19 protein-coding genes and 2 tRNA genes are annotated in these 19,708 nt (G+C 52.0%); 8 read left to right on the plus strand and 13 right to left on the minus strand.

The window, feature by feature from the left end; all coding sequences use genetic code 11:
- Positions 1-19 precede the first annotated feature (19 nt).
- Complete coding sequence (locus tag GNT65_RS03390; protein ID WP_160793713.1) at positions 20-421, plus strand: DUF2787 family protein; 402 nt, start codon at positions 20-22, stop codon at positions 419-421.
- A gap of 49 nt (positions 422-470) precedes the next feature.
- Here the strand turns inward: GNT65_RS03390 and GNT65_RS03395 are convergent.
- A tRNA-Leu gene (locus GNT65_RS03395) sits at positions 471-557 on the minus strand.
- A 20-nt stretch (positions 558-577) separates the two neighbouring features.
- Positions 578-664, minus strand: a tRNA-Leu gene (locus GNT65_RS03400).
- Between the two features lie 593 nt (positions 665-1,257).
- On the opposite strand from GNT65_RS03400, the gene GNT65_RS03405 reads away from it, so the two are divergent.
- The gene (locus GNT65_RS03405; RefSeq protein WP_011867043.1) at positions 1,258-1,386 is read left to right on the plus strand and encodes a DUF3149 domain-containing protein; all 129 of its coding nucleotides are present in this window, start codon (positions 1,258-1,260) and stop codon (positions 1,384-1,386) included.
- Positions 1,387-1,518: 132 nt separating this feature from the next.
- Here GNT65_RS03405 and GNT65_RS03410 read toward each other — a convergent pair whose 3' ends face one another.
- Positions 1,519-2,130 (minus strand): superinfection exclusion B family protein, encoded by a 612-nt coding sequence (locus GNT65_RS03410; RefSeq protein WP_160793714.1) that lies wholly within the window; start codon positions 2,128-2,130, stop codon positions 1,519-1,521.
- Between the two features lie 230 nt (positions 2,131-2,360).
- On the opposite strand from GNT65_RS03410, the gene GNT65_RS03415 reads away from it, so the two are divergent.
- Entirely contained in the window at positions 2,361-4,001 is a 1,641-nt protein-coding gene (locus GNT65_RS03415) for a sensor histidine kinase (RefSeq protein ID WP_160793715.1), read from the plus strand.
- An 11-nt stretch (positions 4,002-4,012) separates the two neighbouring features.
- Here GNT65_RS03415 and pepT read toward each other — a convergent pair whose 3' ends face one another.
- Positions 4,013-5,242 (minus strand): peptidase T, encoded by a 1,230-nt coding sequence (pepT, locus tag GNT65_RS03420; RefSeq protein ID WP_160793716.1) that lies wholly within the window; start codon positions 5,240-5,242, stop codon positions 4,013-4,015.
- A 112-nt stretch (positions 5,243-5,354) separates the two neighbouring features.
- A complete protein-coding gene (gene tcdA / locus GNT65_RS03425) occupies positions 5,355-6,167 on the minus strand; it encodes a tRNA cyclic N6-threonylcarbamoyladenosine(37) synthase TcdA (protein ID WP_160793717.1) in 813 nt (270 codons plus the stop codon).
- Between the two features lie 366 nt (positions 6,168-6,533).
- Between tcdA and GNT65_RS03430 the strand changes: the two genes are divergently transcribed.
- Positions 6,534-7,592 (plus strand): porin, encoded by a 1,059-nt coding sequence (locus tag GNT65_RS03430; protein WP_160793718.1) that lies wholly within the window; start codon positions 6,534-6,536, stop codon positions 7,590-7,592.
- Positions 7,593-7,771: 179 nt separating this feature from the next.
- On the opposite strand, the gene GNT65_RS03435 is transcribed toward GNT65_RS03430, so the two are convergent.
- The 5 genes from GNT65_RS03435 to GNT65_RS03455 form a co-directional block, all read right to left on the minus strand.
- Positions 7,772-8,035 carry a DUF5676 family membrane protein gene (locus tag GNT65_RS03435; protein WP_160793719.1) on the minus strand — a complete coding sequence of 88 codons (264 nt, stop codon included), beginning with the start codon at positions 8,033-8,035 and terminating at the stop codon, positions 7,772-7,774.
- 107 nt (positions 8,036-8,142) lie between these two features.
- The gene (locus GNT65_RS03440) at positions 8,143-8,706 is read right to left on the minus strand and encodes a c-type cytochrome (protein ID WP_181006142.1); all 564 of its coding nucleotides are present in this window, start codon (positions 8,704-8,706) and stop codon (positions 8,143-8,145) included.
- A 50-nt stretch (positions 8,707-8,756) separates the two neighbouring features.
- Positions 8,757-9,122, minus strand: coding sequence for a hypothetical protein (locus GNT65_RS03445; RefSeq protein ID WP_160793720.1), 366 nt, complete (start codon positions 9,120-9,122; stop codon positions 8,757-8,759).
- Positions 9,123-9,154: 32 nt separating this feature from the next.
- Positions 9,155-10,051, minus strand: a complete 897-nt coding sequence (locus GNT65_RS03450; protein ID WP_160793721.1) for a copper resistance protein B — start codon at positions 10,049-10,051, stop codon at positions 9,155-9,157.
- Positions 10,048-11,856 carry a copper resistance system multicopper oxidase gene (locus tag GNT65_RS03455; protein ID WP_160793722.1) on the minus strand — a complete coding sequence of 603 codons (1,809 nt, stop codon included), beginning with the start codon at positions 11,854-11,856 and terminating at the stop codon, positions 10,048-10,050. The genes GNT65_RS03450 and GNT65_RS03455 overlap by 4 nt, the downstream gene beginning before the upstream one ends.
- A 159-nt stretch (positions 11,857-12,015) precedes the next feature.
- Between GNT65_RS03455 and GNT65_RS03460 the strand changes: the two genes are divergently transcribed.
- From GNT65_RS03460 to GNT65_RS03470, 3 genes are all read left to right on the plus strand, one after another.
- Complete coding sequence (locus GNT65_RS03460; protein WP_160793723.1) at positions 12,016-12,693, plus strand: heavy metal response regulator transcription factor; 678 nt, start codon at positions 12,016-12,018, stop codon at positions 12,691-12,693.
- Between the two features lies 1 nt (position 12,694).
- Complete coding sequence (locus GNT65_RS03465) at positions 12,695-14,101, plus strand: heavy metal sensor histidine kinase (RefSeq protein WP_160793724.1); 1,407 nt, start codon at positions 12,695-12,697, stop codon at positions 14,099-14,101.
- Between the two features lie 587 nt (positions 14,102-14,688).
- On the plus strand, positions 14,689-15,705 hold the full coding sequence (locus GNT65_RS03470; RefSeq protein ID WP_160793725.1) for a porin: 1,017 nt from the start codon (positions 14,689-14,691) through the stop codon (positions 15,703-15,705).
- Positions 15,706-15,789: 84 nt separating this feature from the next.
- On the opposite strand, the gene GNT65_RS03475 is transcribed toward GNT65_RS03470, so the two are convergent.
- The gene (locus tag GNT65_RS03475; protein WP_160793726.1) at positions 15,790-16,446 is read right to left on the minus strand and encodes a thiopurine S-methyltransferase; all 657 of its coding nucleotides are present in this window, start codon (positions 16,444-16,446) and stop codon (positions 15,790-15,792) included.
- A gap of 105 nt (positions 16,447-16,551) precedes the next feature.
- Positions 16,552-16,896 carry a hypothetical protein gene (locus GNT65_RS03480; protein ID WP_160793727.1) on the minus strand — a complete coding sequence of 115 codons (345 nt, stop codon included), beginning with the start codon at positions 16,894-16,896 and terminating at the stop codon, positions 16,552-16,554.
- Between the two features lie 211 nt (positions 16,897-17,107).
- On the opposite strand from GNT65_RS03480, the gene GNT65_RS03485 reads away from it, so the two are divergent.
- A complete protein-coding gene (locus GNT65_RS03485) occupies positions 17,108-18,943 on the plus strand; it encodes a protein kinase domain-containing protein (RefSeq protein ID WP_160793728.1) in 1,836 nt (611 codons plus the stop codon).
- Between the two features lies 1 nt (position 18,944).
- Here GNT65_RS03485 and GNT65_RS03490 read toward each other — a convergent pair whose 3' ends face one another.
- Entirely contained in the window at positions 18,945-19,553 is a 609-nt protein-coding gene (locus tag GNT65_RS03490; RefSeq protein WP_160793729.1) for an FxsA family protein, read from the minus strand.
- Positions 19,554-19,708 lie beyond the last annotated feature (155 nt).

Consider the following 19,708-nt stretch of genomic DNA (forward strand, 5'->3'; position numbering starts at 1 on the left):
GTTATTAATGGAAAACCTTATGAAAGCCATAAACACCGACTTACCCGTCCGAATCTCCGAACCGTTTGCCAATCTATTAGCATCACTAGTCAAAGATGTTGACGGCCATGCAGTGACACTTAATTTTCGAGACGAGAGCTACAGCGCCGAAGCGGGTGGATACCGCCCCGTCGAAATACGCCTAGAGTGGCATAGTGAACAGTGGCAGATTAATTACATTACCGAGTTTTGCTATGTTGGAACGGGTCATTTTGCTGAACTAGCCAAGGCTATCGACTTTGATTTTGGGAGTGGGATCTTTCAAACCAACTTTGGTGTGTTTGCTATCGAGATAGCCCAGGACATGTACACCATTTGGGAGCCAAACTTTATGAGCTATTACGAAATGGGCGTATTTAAGACAACTGTGACGCCAGAATAACAGGCACAAAAAAACCGACTTAATGTCGGCTTGATATCTCTAAAAGAGATGGTACCAGAGGTCGGACTCGAACCGACACGCTTTTAAGGGCGGGGGATTTTGAATCCCCTGTGTCTACCAATTTCACCACTCTGGCATAACAAAACATCGATAAGTTGGTACAGATGGCGAGACTTGAACTCGCACGGCCGTTAAGCCACTAGCACCTGAAGCTAGCGTGTCTACCAATTCCACCACATCTGCATCTTATCTGTCTGATTTAGCCGCTAATCGCATATAGTGTTTTAACATACTGAAGGAGCGTTTAAACGACCTAAAAAGGAAGTCTTTCCCAACCCCGACATCTATAACCAATTGAATGTATTGGTATAAATTTCCAGTTAAAAAACTTTGCAAATCTTTGCAAGGTTTTTAAATGTTAACTATTCCAGGTTAACTTTGAAAAACAATGCTTTAGCTGAGTTCAAACTGTAAACACTGTGACTTTTGAATCCGTCGTGTCTACCAATTCCACCACTCCGGCATTATCAATCAGACCTTACTCTCTGTCTCGAGTAAGTGAACGGAATTATACCTTTGCTTTTACTAATGGCAAGCCTTTTGCGACAGCTTTATTACCGACTGCCGATTTTTCATCCGCAGCCCATAATATCGAGCCTAATCCCCCTATTCTTGCATTGGAGTTTCGCCACATGGCTCACAAAACTAAGCAAAACGATGACAAGGCGTTATCAAATTGACAGCATTCATTGATCGAGATCAGCATTTCTCATATCCATTCGCGCTAATTTAGCTTTAGACAACGATATAAACAGCTGCGAAAGAGGATTTCTCACATGGCATTTTGGTTAGATTTAATGTTTGGTAACCCCATTGGTCTGCTATCTATGATAGTTATCTTCACAACCATTGGCATAATGTCATACATCATGTGGTTGTTTATCTCTAAGTCGAAACCAGAATAGATAGGACCTAGAGGTCCAGAAAATCATATTTCTAATGCAAATGGGGGCTAATGCCCCCACTTTTTTATCTCACTTTCGCTATTTTCCCACCCAATATCCCGGCACATCCCCATTGCGAGGCCTGTTTAGAGATTAGGCGGCGTGTTTACGGCTCGGCACCACACTGTGAATGAAATGGGGTCTGGCCTTGATCAACAGCTGTAGCTGCTCGGGGTTAGGCTCTCCCTGGGGCAGACGCAATACCTGACGATTGAGGTAGGATCTCGCTTCCATGGCGATCTTAAAATCCGCCGTCGGCCCGTGAATGGCGTATTGCTGTTTATTGCCGAGATACTGCAAGATGTTGGCCTCCAGTAGGCTCCTAACCGCAGCCTCGTTCTCCGGCAGGGTCAGTACCGTCTCTCCTTGCAGGAAGAACTCACGCAGCAGGGCGCGCTCTGTGGGGTCCAACAGCCTCACCTTCTTCTCAATCGTCTCCTTGGTGCGTTTACCCTTGAGGTGTTTGATTGCCTCGTCGAGAAAATAGTTCGCCACCTGAGTCAGCAGGTAAGCGGCACCGATAATCAGCCCAAGACCGATGAAATGAGCATACTGATTAATCAGCTCATCCAGCCTGAGGGTCTGCATCAAAGCTCTGGGCGCGAAGAGTAAGGCAGCGCTGATCAGGGTCAGCCACAACATCATATTGAAGATCACTTGCTTGGGACTCGTCTGTTTAAACAGCATCAGATTTAATTTTTCCATCTTGATACCTAGTGTCAAAAAACCTGCATTACCCCAGATAAATGCAAGTAAAATGCCAACACGCATGTCCATATAAAGACTTTACAAACATCATCTTGGCGACATTTTTATGCCATTGAACGAGCAGAACATAAGAATCAGGCTATGCTTAAAGCTATGTGATTTGGATAGTGCACCTAACGTCAGTCCGCGGCCGTTCTTATGGTGCTTAGGATAAGCGATACCCATAAATGGCAAACCACACAGCTCAACTACTCAAGAGTCCCATCGGCAGAAAGCTCACCCTGTCGATCATCCTATTTAGCTCCTTAATCACCCTGCTCACCACAGGCTTTCAGTTGATTAACGACTATCGTAGCGACGTCAACCGCATCACACGTCAGTTCGACAACATAGAGAAGGTCAACCTGGATGTATTGGCAGCCAGCATCTGGGTGATCGACGAGCGATTGATCAACACCCAGATCGACGGCCTGATCCAGCTCCCAGACATCACCTATATAGAGATAAACGACGACAGCGGCCAACACTGGCAGGCGGGCACGGCGACCCCAGAGAACACCATAGAGCGTAGCTTTAAGCTGATATACACCTCGGGCAGCGAGAATATCGACGTGGGCACCCTGCTGGTCCAGGCTGATCTGCGGGTGGTATATGAGAAACTGCTCGATCGTGCCATCATCATACTCCTCTCCAACGCCATCAAGACTTTTTTCGTCGCCGGCTTCATTCTCTTCCTGGTCTGGTATCTGGTCACCCGCCACCTGCATAAACTCAGCGACTACAGCCAAAACATCAACCTGGATGGCGAATTCGAGCCCCTGGTATTCGTCAAGAACAGCCACAAGAATGACGAGTTCTGGCTGGTTGCCGATGCCATAAATAAGATGCAGCAACAACTCAGGCGCTCCTTCGACGACATCAAGGCCTCCAAGTTAGAACTGCAGGATGCCCTGGCAGATCGCGAGCGCCTGCTTGAGCTGGAACGCAGCTATAAGGATGAGCTGGCCCGTCAGGTGAAGGAGCGCACCCAGGAACTGGAACAATCTCTACTGGTACTCAAGCGAGCCCAGCAGGTGCTGGTCGAGCAGGAGAAGATGGCAGCCTTGGGTGGCCTGGTCTCGGGTGTAGCTCACGAGATCAATACACCCATTGGCATCTGTCTCACCGCCGCCAGCACCCAATTGGTTCACATCGAGGAGCTGATCACGCTGATCCACAGCGAGAATGCTACCCTGGAGGAGATCAATGCCATACTGGAGGAGTATCAGCAGAGCTGCGAGCTGATCATCAGCAATATCACCCGCGCCAGCAGCCTGATCCAGAAGTTTAAGACCATAGCCGCCGAGCAGAGCCAGGAAGACAAACGCAGCATCAACCTCAAACAGGGACTCGAGGAGCACCATGAGTCGATGCGTTTTCTGTACACAAACAAACACGCCGAGGTGGAGTATAGGGTGGACCCGAATCTCAACATACTCACCAACCTGAGCCTGTTTAAACAGATCATCACCAACCTGTTTTCCAACGCCTACGCCCACGGCTTCAAGGATCGTCAGCTGGGACACCTCAGGATAGACGCCGAGGTGGACGATGGTATGCTCAAGATCTGCATTCAGGACGACGGCCCAGGGATAAGCAAGGAGGCTGCCTGCCACATCTTCGAGCCCTTCTACACCACCACCCGCTCAGAGGGCGGCACCGGACTCGGCCTCTCGGCCGCCTTCAACGCCGTTACCCTGCTCAAGGGCAATATTCGTTATCGTGACGATGGCGAACTAGGCGGCGCCTGTTTCGAGGTGAGCTTCCCGGTTGAGGTACTGGACAACCAGGCCGTCGAGCTCAACCTCTCCAACCAATCAGGCTTTTAATCGTTTCGCCATCAGCTTTTTAGCTGCTTAGCCGTCAGATGGCAGATAGCCATGATAGTCTCGGTAGCCTTCACCATAGACTCAAGACAAATAAACTCATGCTTGCCATGGAAGTTGTGACCACCGGTAAACAGGTTGGGACAAGGCAGGCCCATATAGGAGAGGCGACTACCATCGGTACCGCCGCGGATCGGCTTGATCTTGGGTGTGATCCCCAGCTCAGCCATCGCCTGCTTGGCGATATCGACAATATGTGGATGAGGGATCAACTGATCGCGCATATTGTAATAGCTATCCGTGATGCTAACCGTCAAGGATCCCTGTTGCAGCTGGGCATCACAGGCCTCTACTCGCTCTGTAAGCCAACGCTTGCGCTGCTCGAACTGATCCAGGTCGAAGTCTCGAATGAGATAGGTAAGCTGCGCCTCTTCGGTAACTCCTTTCATCTCGATCAGATGGAAGAAACCGGCATAATCCAGGCTGTTCTCCGGAGTATCGCCAAGAGGCATCTTGGCATGAAAGCGCGCCGCCATAGTCTGGGCGTTGACCATGACGCCATAGGCAGAGCCCGGATGGCAGTTGTTACCCTTAGCCGTTACCACGGCGGTTGCACCGTTGAAGTTCTCATACTCCAGACCACCTAGCTCACCGCCGTCCACCGTATAGGCCCACTCGGCCTTGAAGGCCTCGAAATCAAACTTGTCGGCGCCGCGCCCAATCTCCTCGTCCGGTGTGAAACACAGATAGATATCGCCATGGCGGCTGTTGCGGTCTTGTAAAAGAGTCGATAGCGCCGTGATTATCTCGGCGATCCCAGCCTTGTCGTCGGCGCCCAGCAGGCTGTTGCCGTCTGTGGTGATCAGCGTCTGTCCCAGATATTGATCCAGCTCGGGAAACTCACAGGGAGAGAGTCGATGCTGTATGCCAAGGGGAATATCACCGCCATCATAGTTTTCAATCAGCTGAGGACGAACATGCGCGCCGCTAAAATCTGGTGCCGTATCCAGATGAGCGATAAAGCCGATGGGCGGAACCCCCTCGATCGTCGCGGGGACTAAGGCGGTCAGGTAGCCAGTTGAAGAGAGCGTCACCTGACTGAAGCCTAACTTGATCAGCTCCTCTCTGAGCTGATCTGCCAGCGCTAACTGCCCCGGCGTACTGGGACAGTCAGTCTGACTCGCGTCAGACTGTGTATCAAATTGCACATAGCGTAAGAATCGATTTAGCAGGGCCTGTTTCATAAGCAATCACCAGCAAAAAATGTCGCCTGAGTCTAACAAGTGACCCCAGGACAACTTTAGACATAAATCAAATTTTTGGTGATTTACGCCTCAGGGCTGAGGCGCAATAGGATCAGGCTTTGGCGGCGAGTTTGGTCAGCACTCGGCTCACCGCAGTGAAGCCGAAGCTGCCAGTTACCACGGTCACGGCACCGAATCCCGAGGCGCAATCCATACGCATGCTACCCTCGGCCGTCGCCTTGACGTTGCATACGCTGCCATCGGCCTGGGGATAGACCAGCTGCTCGGTAGAGAATACCGCCTCGATACTAAAACGGCGCTGCACATTCTTGGAGAAGTTATATTCGCGGCGCAGCAGATTTCGCACCTTGGCCAGCAGTGGATCTTGATAGGTCTTGGCCAGATCCGTTACCTGGATCTGGGTGGGATCCGTCTGGCCACCGGCGCCGCCCACCGTCACTATGGGCAGCTTCTGGCGCTTGCAGTGGGCGATCAACGCCGCCTTAGGCTTCACCGCATCGATACAGTCCACCACATAGTCCAGGCTACCGCCCTGCTTACGCCCACTGAAGTAGTCATTCAGGTTATCTGTGGTAATGAAATCTTCTACCTGATTCACCCGGCACTCAGGGTTGATCTGCATGATACGCTCAGCCATCACGGCCACCTTAGACTCGCCTATCGTCTCCTTTAGAGCATGCAGCTGACGATTGGTGTTGGTGACACAGATATCGTCGAGATCGATCAGGGTGATCTCGCCTATGCCACTACGGGCCAGCGCCTCGGCCACCCAGGTGCCGACTCCGCCTATACCGACCACAGCCACATGGGACTGGGCAAACTGAGTCAGGGCCTTGGCACCATATAGGCGGCCAATACCGGCAAAGCGATTGAGATAGGCGTCAGAGAGTTCAGGCTGGCTCAAGATGGGCTCCGTTAAGATAACTAAAAACCCGCCAATTTTACCGCAATACCGGGCAAAACCCCAAAAAAGAAAAACTGCAACAAGTGTTAAGCCATTAGGGCGATTGCAGCATCTTGGCAAGCAGAGGGTGACATGGGGTAAAAAACAGATTAAGCCACTGTTTTTAATTGTAAAACAACATGATAAAACTCACGTTAAACCCAAGCATCGTGACGCAGATCACATCTCAACATTGCACATCTGGGCACACTGATGCCGCGACACAGCATTAGCGGCCAAGAATGCTCCCTCTGGGCCGATGACGCTAGCTAGCTAAAATCAGAAGGCCCTCTTCGAGATGGCCATAATCGCTACAGGAAGATGACAATGAAAAAATCTGTTCTATCGGCAAGCATCCTCGCCACTCTCGCAGCCACCTCATTCTCGGCAGTCGCCGACGGCCCTCAATTCTATGGCCGTGCCGATCTTGCATTCACTCACTCGGATAATGGCATCGCGACCCAAAACCAGAAAGATGGCACCATAATAGAAAACAACTTCTCCTGGTTGGGAGTGAAGGGCAGTGAGAAAGTTAGCGACGGCCTGGAAGTGATCTACCAGATGGAGTTTGGTGTCAGTAACTTTGACAACTCGGGCGATACCTTTGCTGCCCGTAACACCTACCTGGGCCTAAGAAGCGCCGCAGGTACCGCCCTGGTGGGTCGTAACGATACCGTATTTAAGGCATCCGAAGGCGGCTTCGACCTCTTCGGTAACACCAACTCAGATATCGATCTGCTGGCCGCAGGTCAGTCGCGCACCGCCGACGGTATCACCTACTACTCACCCAAGATCGCCAATCTCATCACATTGAATGCCACCTATCTGATGGAAGACAACTATGTGACCTATGACGGCAACGAGCGCAAGACCCCAGACAATATGTACGCCCTCAGCGCCACCTTAGGTGACAAGGCGCTCAAGGCACAGAACTACTATGTTGCCGCGGCCTACAATGACAACATCGACGATGTTAAGGCCTATCGCGGCGTGGCACAGGTCAAGCTGGGTCAGGTGATCTTAGGTGCCCTGTATCAAAACAGTGAACACGTGGACAACAAGTACGCCAACCTCGAGGGCGACACCTACTTCGTCAATGCCGCCTATGTGATGGGCAACCTGAAGCTGAAAGCCATGTATGGTAAGGATGACTCAGGCCTGGGTAAATATGTGAAACGCTACGTGGGTAACGCAGATGGCGCGGGCATGGAAACAGTGTCAGACGTAGATCTACAACAGTTCAGCATAGGTGCCGACTACCGCATCAGCAAGAGCACTCTGTTTTATGGTCACTACACTAAATATGATGGTGACCTGAAACTGGCCGGCACCAAGCAGGATCTGGGTGACGATATTGTCACTATCGGCATGCGTTTCGACTTCTAATACCAACCACAGGCAAGTATGCGCTCAGAAATAGCGCAGGAAAAATGCTTGCGAACAAAGCAGGATTTTTAGATAAATCGTTATCTGCTGATAAGAGGCGGCCACTGGCCGCCTTTTTAGTGATAATCGCCACTCAATCTCGGTTGCCGCACAAAAGATTCGAATGACCTGCTGGCGCGTCAATCGCTCGTGGAAAACCGATTATAGAATATGGCGATTAACCATCCTATAAGACCGGCGACCAGCGCCCAGACGATGCCGCCAAGCACAAATCCACTGAAGGTTAGCTGCCACCCCATAGTCTGCCAGTCGGTATGCAACATATGCCCCGTCATGTCAGACATCATCATGGGCATGGCCACAACCAAGAGGGAACAGACTATCCAGGCTAAGGCGAAGGCAAGTGCGCAGGCAAAGGCAAATGCCGCTTCATTTAATTTCATTTTACCCTCCTATCGCCTCTTAGATGATCGAGGCGTCAGTCGAACCCAGCTTGGTGCATTCAGTCCATAAAACATCAGGCTTAAAGGCTCGACCTGGCTATAGCACGTCAGTGATGACCACCGCCATCTTCCTCATCTCTGGCCGTCAGGATCTGATATTGCTCTGGCGTCAGCTCGGGCAAACGCTCGAGGAAGGCCACCATATTCCAGATCCTTTCATCATCATGGGTGGGTCCCCAGGCCGGCATCCCAGAGGCTTTGATGCCATGTTTGATGATCCAAAAGTGCTCTCGCCGCCTCTGCGCAATATCCGCCTCACCCTCGGATGCTGAACGGGTCAGGTTGGGCGGCGCAGGATAGAGTCCCTGAGTGAAATCACTCTGCGCACGTCCCGGCCTGAGGTGACACCCAGAACACATCTCGTTGTAATCGGGACCACCCGCCAACAATCGAGACGGTGTTGCTATATCGACGGGCACAGGGATCGCCTTGGCGGCACGCGCCACCGAGTTTTCCCTCAGGGTTTCCAAGGCCCAGTAGGTCAACTTGTTATGTGGCGTATCGGCACCTATGGGATAAAGACCTGAGTACAGATACCCGCCCAGAATCACCACGCCCAATAGCACTATCACCACTAGCGTCTTTACATAAACCATTAATCTCACCGCCATTATTCTCCTCTGCCTATTCGGTTTGCCTCGACGCTAAACCTGATATCCAATTACCCGTGTGAATGACCCTTGTCATGCTGATCCATCTTGTGGTGATCGTCTTTTTCCTGCTGCTCCTTCATGCACTTTTTCCTCAACGCCTGCATCACGGGGTCGTCCATATCCATCTGATGCTGATCTTTATGCATATCCTCCTTATTCATGTGCATCTGGTCCTGATTCATGTGCATATGACTCTGATCCTTATGCATCTGGTCCTGGTTCATATGCATCTGGCTCTGGTCCATTTGCATTATGCTGCTGCAGTCTGGCTGCTCGCCTTTTGTCATATGTTCCTTAGGATCATGGGCCTGCGCCGACAATGACAACAAGAGCGCCGACACGGCGACCAGGGAAGTTTGTATGCTCGTTTTCATGAATGACTCCTTCTGTTGTTTGACCAATAGGGTTAAAACCAAAATCGGATCCCTGCCAGCACACGGGTGTCTCCCGCCGATTCACCGGCCGCCTCGAGATAATCAGCCGTTGCGCCGAATGTCTCTCTGCGCTCGATACCCACATAAGGCGCGAATTGACGAGAAAACTCATAGCGTAATCTGAGGCCAAGGCTGGCATCGGATAGACCACTGCCTATGCCGTTTTGCGGATCGTCCTTGCCATACAGGGTCAGTTCGGCTCTGGGTTGTAAGATCAGCCGCTGGGTCAGCAGCCACTCATACTCTGCCTCCAGACTCAGGGCGCTGCGGCCCTGCTCTCCCAGGTAAGCCGTTAGATCCAACTCGAACCAATAGGGCGCTAACCCTTGCACGCCAAGGGCCAGCCATTGACGGTTTTGACCATCTGCATAGTAGTCAAAGCGTGCCCCCAGCTGAAAATCGAAGTAGCTGCTGATAGCATGCCCCCAGAGCAACTCTGCCTGGGTCTCCTCGAGGCCATCCTGGTTATAATCTCCCTCTAACTTTAACCACACTCGGTCATAGGTACCGCCGTACCATGCCGAGAGATCAAAGGCGACATTGTCATCGTTATCATATTCAAGACGATCGCCCATGACGGCCCAAAAGGCATCCTCATCCGCCAACCTGAGGCGTTGTGACTCTGGCAGAGCATAAGGACCTTCACTCAGGGTGTGCCCGCCTGAATAGGCATGGGGGTCACGACTATCTGCCGGGGCATCGGCGCCCTGCATCTGCATCTCTGGCATAGCATGCATGGAAGATGCTTTCATCGCTTCATGCTGCTCCTCGCCGTCCGTGCTCGGCATGGCGGCACTCCCCGCCACAGCCTGAGCCGACAGCAAGCACAAGGCGGCTGTGATTGAATGAATTAGGTGATGATTTTTCATGACACTAGTACCTCCCTGAACATGCCGGCATCCATATGGAACAACAGATGGCAATGCCAGGCCCAGCGCCCGACCTCCTGTGGCGTCGCCAAGAAGCTAAGGCGTTGAGCGGGTTGTACCGGAATCGTGTGACGCCTGACCCTTAACTGCCCTTGGGCATCTTCGAGATCGCTCCACATGCCGTGCAGGTGCATGGGGTGGGTCATCATGGTGTCGTTTTGTAAGATGATACGAATACGTTCGTTATGCTTGAGGGCGACCGGCGTACTCTTACCAAACTCCAGTCCGTCGAAGGACCAGGTGTAACGCTCCATGTTGCCGGTGAGGTGAAGTTCCAGCTCCCGAACGGGCATGCCGGTGTCGGTCAACACACCATCGACGGCGCACAGATCGTCTAGCGTCAACACCCTACGACCATTATTTCTCAGTCCAGCACCCGGGTCATCTAGGCTGGTTCTTGGCATATCGACGCGCATGTCCACCGACGGGCCATACTCGCTGGCGGCGTGACGCACCTGCTGTGACGGGGTCGCGAGCCCATGCATGCCTTGATGCTGGCTGTGCTCCATCGCCATGCCATGGTTCATCGACATGCCTTGTTCCATCGACATGCTATGCCCTTGATGTTGCATGCCACCATGTTGCATTGAAGACTGGTGGTCCATGGCCCCCATCATGTCGGCCATGGTCAACCATTGGATCTTATCGAGTGTGGGAACGGGTGCCGACTGGCCATCACGCACCGCTAGCGTCCCCTTGGCATAGCCGCTTCTGTCCATCGACTGGGCAAAAATGGTATAGGCATCGTCCTTGGGATAGACCAGAACATCATAGGTTTCGCCGGGACCGAAGCGAAATTCATCCACTGATACCGGCTCGATATTTTGTCCATCGGCCTGAATAACCGTCATCAGGAGTCCGGGAATACGAACATCGAAAAACGAGTTGCTCGCGCCGTTCACAAAGCGCAAACGGACGGTGTCGCCCGGCTTAAAGATGCCAGTCCAATTTCCATTGGGGGGCTGTCCGTTAAATAGATAGGTGAGCGTGGACGCCGATAGATCGGCCAAGTCAGTCGGGTTCATCCGCATCTCGTTCCACATCTCGCGCTTAGCCATTGCGGTGCGCAGATCGTAACGCGATACATCTTCGAAGAAGTCAGCCACTGTCGGCTGGGCATAATTATAGTAGTCGCTCTGCTGCTTAAGCTTGGCAAACACTTCCATGGGGTTTTCATCGGTCCAGTCCGACAGTTGCACCACAAAATCTCTGTCGCTCTTCACCCCGTCTCCGTCACGGGGCAGGATAACCAGGCTGCCGTACATGCCCGACATCTCCTGGAAGCCAGTATGTGAGTGATACCAGTAGGTGCCCGACTGCTGTACCTGAAATCGATAGGTAAAGGTTTGGCCTGGTCCGATCCCCGCATAACTCAGGCCGGGAACGCCATCCATCTGATAGGGCAGGATAATGCCGTGCCAGTGCACGGACGTGGGAACCGATAACCGATTGGTCACCCGCAGCGTAATGGTATCGCCCTCCCGCCAGATCAGGGTCGGCGCGGGAATCGAGCCATTTATCATGATCCCCGTGTTGGCCTGGCCGGTAAAATTCACCGGCCCTTGGTCGATCACCAGGTCAAACTCGGTACCCGTCAACACATCTGGGCTTCTGGTGCCATAGGCGGTCGGTTGCCCCATGGCAAAACTGGGCATACTGGTGTCCAAGACGCTTGTTCCAGCGATCAGTCCCTGCACAAAACGGCGGCGACTGAGGCTAAACGACTCACTATCTCTCATGTCCATACTCGACTCCCATTTTAGGTGTAATAAGTTAAAGGTAGTGGCCAGTACCTGACCAAGAAATGACGTGATGATTACAAAGCTGTAATCTTGATCTTATGTGAGTAAATACATGGTTAAATAGGCAAATCAGCTTAACCCTAGTTAAAGGCTTACGGGCAAATGCGAATATTAGTGATCGAAGACGAGAGCAAGATTGGCGACTATCTCAAAAAGGGACTAGAAGAAGCCGGGTATACCATTAGCTTGTGTCGAAATGGCTTGGACGGCTATCACTGCGCCATCTCTGAGCACTTTGACCTAATAATCTTAGATGTGATGCTGCCCGACATGAACGGATGGCAAATCCTCGAAAAAATCCGTCTCAACAATTCGAATATCCCTGTCATGTTCCTGACGGCAAAGGACAGCCTGGAAGACAAGATCAACGGGCTCGAGTCCGGCGCCGACGATTACCTGGTGAAACCCTTCGCCTTTGCCGAATTACTGGCGCGGGTAAAAACCCTGCTGCGCAGAGGCACCAAACAGCTGCAGTCTGACATCCTAGCCGTTGATACCCTGAAACTGGATATTGCCAAGCGCCGGGCCAGCCGCGAGCAACTGAAACTGCATCTCACCAATAAAGAATTTTCCCTGCTTGAGTTATTGGTACGTCACCAGGGGGAGGTACTCACTCGTGCCTTTATCGCGTCGCAAGTATGGGACATGAATTTCGACAGCGACACCAATGTGATCGACGTCGCCATCAGGCGACTAAGGGCCAAGGTTGACGACCCCTTCGCAATGAAACTTATCCATACCGTGCGTGGCATGGGATATAAACTGGATACGGAAGCCTGACATGTTTAGCAGCCATGCGAAGATCTCATTAAAAGCCCGTACGCTCAGTTTAGTGGGAGGAACACTGATCGCCTGCTTCCTATTGCTTGGCGTCATGATCGACGTCCAAGTTAAAGAGCATTTCCTGCATCAGGATAAGGAAGAATTGAATGTAGTCGCCAACTCGGTGAAGGGCATCCTGACCTCCCTATCAATAGCTCAAGATAGCCATCAGCTTGATACCGCCCTATCACAAGCGGTGGTCGGCCATCACGGCATCTTCTATGCACTCTACAGCAATGATAATCATTTGATTTACAGTAATAAAAAATCCGATCTTTCCCAGTTTCTCAAGCAAGGCGCCGAAGAGCGAGTCGAGGCGACAGCGCTAGTTGTCATCGAGGCGCAGCAACGGCACCTACGGGGCACCTTACTCGAGGTGACGCTTCCCAACGGGGCAACCGGTAAGTTAGTGGTGGCCAGCGAGATCGACTTTCACCTGGCATTTCTGAGTAAGTTTCACCGCACCCTCTGGTCAACATTACTCCTGGTATGGCTGTTAACCATACTGGCAGCCTGGCTGGCCATTAGATTCGGCCTGCGCCCACTGCAACGATTGAGTAAAGACATCAGCGAGATAACAACCGAACGTTTGCATCTGAGATTGAAGCCAGATTTAGCCCCCGTTGAATTATCAGAATTGATCGCCAGCTTCAATCACATGATTGGTGAGGTCGAACTGGGTTTCAAACGCCTTAGTCACTTCTCGGCAGATATCGCCCATGAACTTAGAACGCCACTCACGGCGCTGGCGATGCAAAATGAAGTCCTGTTGGGTCAGGGTCGAAGCACGGAGGAATACCAGGAATTACTCTATTCCAATCTGGAAGAATTAGAGCGCCTCACCGTCATGGTCAATGATATGTTGTGGCTGGCCAAGTCAGACAATGGACTGATTGAACCCAAGAAACAAGAAATTGCCCTAAATATGGAAGCAGACAAGATCATCGATTATATGAGCCTGCTCGCCGATGAAAAAAATGTCTCCATCATAAGAGAAGGTTGCGCCGCGCTTATTGCCGATAGGGGAATGGTGCAGAGGGCGCTGGGCAACCTCATAGGCAATGCCGTGCGTCATGCCGAGCCAGGCTCTGAAATCCTCATCGGCATTGAACAAACGCCTCAGGCCACCAGCATTAAGGTGAACAACCTGGGCACGCCTATCCCGAAGCAGCATATCAATCACCTGTTTGATCGTTTCTATAAGGTTGAAGCCGCGAGACAAAGAGAGGGTAGCAGTACAGGCCTGGGGCTGGCCATCGTCAAGTCCATCGCGGATATTCACGGCGGAAGCGTCACCGCCGAGAGTCATGACGGCAAGACCTGCTTTACTCTGCTTCTGCCAACGAATAGCTCTGCCAATTACTAGCTAAGTCAATTACTAGCTCAGTCAATATCTAGCTCAGCCAAATAAGGTCGGCTCGCCAAAGCATAAGGTGTAGACCCGCTCCTATAGGGTTCAGCTTTCAGCCTACCCAGAGTCTTGGCCTCCCCGACAAAAGTGGTGCTTTTTCTCGCCTAACACGCAGATGTCAAACCACCATAAAAACCAAGCTTACAGGCTATTTTTTATCCCAACTTATGTGCGCGAGCGCACACTTTCCAAACATATTTGAGCTTTCCCAAGCAAAATACCTACAATTTCAGCAATCTCTTAATAAGTTTCAGTTTATTTACAATGAGGGTAGAACGCATACCCAATTGGGAGTAGTTGTAATACCTAGTATTTACAAGGATTGGATGATTTTTAAACGCATGAGGCAGATCTGTCACAATTTCCTCGTAAAGCTAACTCCGATAAGCAGAAATTTGATCTGCGCCACACTCTTACTGACATAAAACTGTAAACTTCTGGCCAACTTTGTTACGAGAACGGACCCTCGGAGCAAATTATGGAAACTATGTTAATAACCATTAAAAAATGGAAAAAGAACTCAGTTCTTGGGAGCACAAAACATGAAAAAATCTCTAATCTCTGCATCAGTAGCATCTGTCATTGCACTGACTTCATTCGGCGCGCTAGCCGATGGCCCTAACTTCTACGGTCGTTTAGACCTAACCGTAACTAACTCTGACACAGGTCTAACAACCCGTGAAAACAAAGAAGGTACTGTACTAGAAAACAACTTCTCACACCTAGGTGTGAAGGGTACAGAAAAGATCGCTGACGGTATCGAAGTGATCTACCAAATGGAATTCCAAGTTGAAAACACTTCAACAAACAGTGACGTTTTCAAGGCTCGTAACACTTACCTAGGCCTTAAGAGCGCAGCGGGTACTATCCTTGTTGGCCGTAACGACACTGTATTCAAGCAATCTGAAGGTGGCATCGACCTATTCGGTAACTCAAACGCCGATATCGACCGTCTAGTAGGCGCACAGACTCGTAGCGCTGACGGTATCTGGTACTACTCTCCAAAAATTGCTGACCTGCTAACCATCAATGCTACTTACCTGATGGAAGACAACCAAGCGTCTGATGACAGCCAATACGCTGTTAGCGCGACTCTGGGTGACAAGAAGTTCAAGGCACAAAACTACTATGTAGCAGGTGCTTACAACAAAGCTATCGCTGGTATCGACGCATACCGTGGTGTGGCTCAAGTTAAGCTAGGCGACTTCAAAGTTGGTGGTCTATTCCAAAACTCTGAAAGCATCGCTATGCCAAACCTAGAAGGTAACTCTTACTTCGTTAACGTGGCTTACAACCTGAACGGCGTTAACCTGAAAGCCGAATACGGTAAAGATGAAGCTGGTCTGGGTGTATACGCTAAGCGTTCTGGCATCCAAACTGCTGACACTACAGATGTGAACATCACTTCTATCGTTGTTGGTGCCGACTACAAGGTGGCTAAATCAACTATGGTTTATGGTCACTATGCAATGTACGACGGCGACTACAAAGCTGCTGGTTTCAAGCTAGATCTAGAAGATGACAACGTATTCACCGTTGGTGTTCGTTACAACTTCTAATCTGATGAGCCTCGGGCTCTGACGAAAAAAGGCGACCTAGGGTCGCCTTTTTGCTTTCTAACGCGCTCGATTTAAGCGCTTAGCTTAACGCCTCACCAGGCGATAGACAGACTCGGTCAGCCAGGGCACCTGCTTCTTCACGAATCTCGGATTCTGTGCCAACACATCCTGGGTGCTGAGGCACTCGATCTCGAAGTATGGGCTCATCTGCTCCTGAATCCAGGCATCGGATACCGCAAACGGCGGACCATTGAGCGCCTCTTGGGGATAGTCTAAGGTGATCAGCAAGCCAATACTCTTAGGGGGCAACAACTTGGCCAGACTCTCCACATACTGCAGGCGCATCTCATGCGGCCAGGCGATCAGCGCCGCCCTGTCATAGAAGCCGCTCACCGCTTCCAGGGGTTCCTTTGGCAGACGAAACAGATCCCCCTGATAGATGCTCACCTGCTCGGTACGGTAACACTCATGCTCGCCTTGCGTCTGACGCTCTACCGGCAGGTCATTCTCACTGAAAAACTGCTCCACCGCACTCTGATTAAGCTCACAGCCAATCACCTCCAGCCCCTGCTCAGCCAGATAACAGAGATCTAAGGTTTTACCACATAGGGGAACAAAGACCTGGCTGCCGGCAGCCAGCTTGAGCTGCGGCCAATAGTCGATAAGAAGGGCATTGACCTCATCCAGGTGAAAACCTATCTGCTGTGAGGCCCATTTGTCGTGCCAAAAACTGGGTTGCATCGTTAGCTCCGCATAAACAAGTGTCTTATTATGCAGGCTACTCTAATCCGTCACCGCCAAAGATGCCAGCTTGCCGATTATCTCGGCAAGCTTTTCTCTTAGTCGTTATTGAATATCCAGGACTTTCTGTACCCGTCTGAGCCAGAAGCAGTTTTCACACTCGCAGTTGCGACGCGACAGGTGATGTGGGGTCAGGCTGGAGTCGATAAAGTCGACGGCGATCAGCAACTGCTGCTTCAGCTCGGCTACCGACTTACGTTCGACGGCCACCAGCTCGTCGTTATGGTTCATCCAGACACACTCCATTCCTTGATGGCAATGGATACACTGGGGATCTGTGCTATTGAAAAAACCCGCGTGAGGACAAAACTTTAGCTCCATCGACTGCACGATGCGCTTCCTCGGGTATTCCAATAGCTCTATCAATAGGGCTTTATCTAGTTCCGTCATTTCGCCCTCCTCACTCTTCAAATTCGCTCAAAAATAAAGCTTAGTTTTATATTAGCTTCAGGTTACCTGTATGTGTATGTAACAGATTTGATATAGGTCAAGATCACACCCAAAAATATCGGTTAGGCATCGCACTGGCGAAAAATCTAGCTATTGTGCCCAGCCGTCGCTTCTTGCTATAAAAACATATCGAAATTCAACGAAAAGCCCCATGCCCAACAACCAAGCCCCCAGCCCAGAACTACAACACTTTTATATCTCCGAAGAGCAGTCTATCTACCTGCTCAAGGCAGATGACGCCCGCAAACACAAGGCGTGGATTAGGCTGTGTAAGCAGCAGCTCAGCAAACTGGGCTACTCAGATATCGAACTGGTGGGCAAGGGCGCCTACGGCTTCGTGTTTGCCGGCGTCAATGGCCACGGCCAGGCCCACGTATTTAAGTTCTCCCGCATCACCCTGCCCCAGCAGATCCAGGACAGGCTGGAGGAGGAGGCTTACATGCTCTCCCAGGTGATTCACCCCAATGTGCCGCCGGTTATAAAGTTTGAGCATGTGGGTAAGCAAGGGATCCTGGTAATGGCCAGGGCACCGGGGGAAGATCTCGACAGGCTCTGCCTCAGGCACGGCGCCCTGCCGGTACGCATCATCGTCAGCATCGCCCGCCAGCTGGCACAGATCCTCAACTATCTGCACAACGGCCGCCCCCTGGTGCATGGCGACATCAAGCCCTCTAACCTGGTATATGACATGGAGCGGGATCATCTCTCGCTGATCGACTGGGGCTCGGCGGTATTTGCCCAGCGTGACGGCGAGGGCAATCCGGTCAACGGCAATGTGATGGACCTGCTCTCCAGCGACCAGCAACACACCAACGCCCGCATGGGGGATGTCTATTTCATCGGCGAGGAGCAGCTCAGCGGCGCCCTATCCAGCCCCAGGTTCGACGAGCAGGGAGTAGCGGCGACCCTCTATGCCCTGGCCTCGGGCCAGGCCAGCCGTTTCGGCAGCAAGGTGATCCCCGCCAGCAGCATAGGCCTGCCCATAGAACTTGCACGCACCCTGGACGGCATGCTCAGCGAGGATCCGGCTACCCGCAACCGCGCCGGAGACTATTTTCTCAAGAGCATGGCCCACAGCCATCGCCTGCACCTGCCGGATCTGCCCACGCCACCGCTACAGCCGGAGATCCCTGTGTGGACCCTCAAGCAGGGCAAAGATGTTGAGACAGTCACCTACAGCTCGCGCAAATCCTTCCTGCGGGAGCACAACGAAGACGAGCCCATAGAGAAGCTGGACGATCTCCAGCTGGAGAAGTACTACCGCAACTTCATGGCGGGCATGGGAGATACCGAGAAGGGGTTTATCGCCGCGGTCAGCCGGGTGGGCCAATACTCCCTGGTAGGCGGCCTGGCAATCCACTGGCAGGAGTCGGGGGTGTTTATCGACTCCAACCTGGCCACCTACAACGCCGAGGAGAAGGCGGCGCTCACCCTGGCGGTGAACAACATGGTGACCCTGGCGCGGGGCATTCGCCGCATCGGGGTGTTTAAGGCCTGCTTCTTCAACGCCCGCGACACCCTGCATCTGGAGCGCGACGACACAGATCAGCCCTTCAGCCCGAGCCCAGATCAACAGCTCCCCTTCGAGGTGGGCGATGTGCCTTCGCTGGAGGATAAATCCAGGCTGCACTCCTATTTCGAGGATGGCCGCGACCCAGACGAAAACCTGGAGCTGCCCAAGGAGATCATGACAGAGCTTGGCTGGATCAACCAGATACACCATACCGGCTGCATCATCTTCGAGGTACTACCTAACCATATGAAGATCCACAGCTATCTGCGGCTGTTAAATCCCCGCAAACAGGCGGCCTTCAGGGCGAGCCTAGACAGGATCCTCAGTCATGTGGATAAGATTCAAGGGAAAGGGGTTGCAGGCTTCATGAAGCTCCCCTACAAGAACACCCGCCGCTTTCAGCATATCGACAGGAAGGCGGACCACTTCTACCCCAGAAACCCCAAGGAAGTCATGGCCCAACGGGAAGAATAAATTATTTCGGCTCGCGCTTGTCCTCATCGCTTGCCTTATCGTCCTCGGGCTTGTCCCCTAACTGACGCTCCTCATCGAGCTTGTCGGAAGGATCTGGCTTGCGCTCATAGTCGCCATCGAAGGTGTTGCCCTTCTCGTCAAAGGGAGAGCGATCGAAGGGCGAGCGGCCACCGGCAGAACCATTTGGCCCGAATGGCCCCTGCCTAGACTGGCCGTGACCAAATTGGCCGTGAAAGCCCCCCTGCTGACTCACCTTGACCTGCATCCGCTTGTAGAGGAAGGCGGCTATGGGTCCGCGCGTCAGCGGGGTTAACAGCAGGAGGCCGATAAAATCGGTCACGAAACCCGGGATCAGCAGCAGTAAGCCGGCCATGGCCAGCATCATGCCCTCGACGATCTCCTGGCCAGGCGCCTCGCCACGGGACAGTTTCTGCTGCACCTGCATCAGAGTTTGGATCCCCTGGCTGCGCACCAGTGAGACCCCCACCACGGCGGTGAATATCACCAGTCCCACCGTGGTCCAGCTGCCTAAGGTTTCGCCGACGCGGATCAGCACATTGAGCTCAATGACGGGTATGAGAACAAAGATAATCAATAGGATGAAAAACACGCTGACCTCACAAACTGACCGAAATTTCTATTTGATTGAAAACTAAATGGGGGCGAACGGGTCTACTTTCAAGTCGGGACACACTTTTGCCGGGATTAACCCGGTGACAAACTTGGAATAAGCTCACTATTTTAGCAATAGCTTAATGCAAGTCG

The sequence above is a fragment of the Shewanella insulae genome (assembly GCF_009831655.1).
GTDB lineage: Bacteria > Pseudomonadota > Gammaproteobacteria > Enterobacterales > Shewanellaceae > Shewanella > Shewanella insulae.